At 36.6% G+C, this 1,160-nt stretch carries 1 protein-coding gene; it reads left to right on the top strand.

Annotation, left to right across the window (positions count from 1 at the left end):
• On the top strand, positions 1-163 hold a 163-nt coding region (locus tag Q0238_RS06185), incomplete at its 5' end, for a 3-oxoacyl-[acyl-carrier-protein] synthase III C-terminal domain-containing protein (RefSeq protein WP_297944027.1).
• Positions 164-1,160 lie beyond the last annotated feature (997 nt).

Genomic DNA, 1,160 nt, shown 5'->3' with positions numbered 1-1,160 from the left:
CAAATACGGCAACACGAGCTCGGCGTCGATCCCGATGGCTATCAACGACGCTTACGAGAGCGGTAGACTCAAAAACGGCTCGCTTATGCTTTTAGATGCGTTTGGCGGCGGCTTTACGTGGGGCAGCGCGCTTTTGAAATTTGGCGGAAAGAGCATAAACTAGCATTTTTTAAATTTCATTAATCTTTGAATTTCGCCATATTTAAGAGTTAAAATTCCAAGCTTATTTACAAAACTAATTTCAAATTTATATTTATTCCGAGTTAGGTTTCAAAATTTTAAAATGAAGCGTTTGCGATTAAAAGCATATTTATGATCTTGTGCAGTTTGAGTATTGACTTCTTACGCGAGATGGTAAAACGACATTAGTTTGAGCGCCTATCGCTTTTGACGATGGGCTTTTCTAATATAAAAGAAATCAAATATACGATAGCCTAAATGGGTGTTAATTTCAGCTGATTCTATACATTAACGGCTTGTAATTGGCTGCAAAGCTCGGCAAGTATTTTTACGGCGGTGTATGTGGATCTTTTGAGCGACCTACACATAGGCTGTAGAATAAAATTCAAATACCAAAACGCTCACAACAGCAAGCATCAAATTGCCTTAGATTGAAATTTAGCATAAACGCCGGTAAATTTAAATCAAATACTACGAATGGAACAATAAAGGACGCTATGTCATGAGTGCAGGAGCGTCGTATCTCTAAATATCTATAGGGCGTTAAAATCTCCAGCTATCTCCCGTTATACAATATATATTATCTCTATATAGATAGCGGCGAGCCGGAGGGCGCAGCCACGCTATAGCTACAGACTGAAGCGATCAATGCGTTTAGTTTTAGTGCGAAAGCTACAGCTATTTATAGGTTTTGATGGTAGGTCTAGCTTAATGCCATTGCAAGCATTTAAAAATTTTAGCACGAAATATCATCTTACAGTTATGGACGACAGGTATTAAAGCATATTATTAAGGCGATTTTTTATAAATTTTAAGTTCAAATTCCGTTCGGATAAAATTTCGATTATTTTTTAGAAAGCGATCTAAAATTATTTAAAATTCCCCCGTTAACTTGGACTATCTAGCGTTTTGTTCGTGCGCTCGGTTTAAAATTTTAAATAACGTAAAATCCCAAATTCTCGTGCTTAAGGATAATTTTT

The sequence above is a fragment of the uncultured Campylobacter sp. genome (assembly GCF_938045775.1).
In the GTDB taxonomy this organism is placed as follows: Bacteria; Campylobacterota; Campylobacteria; order Campylobacterales; family Campylobacteraceae; genus Campylobacter_B.
This window is presented reverse-complemented; position numbering and strand designations above follow the sequence as displayed.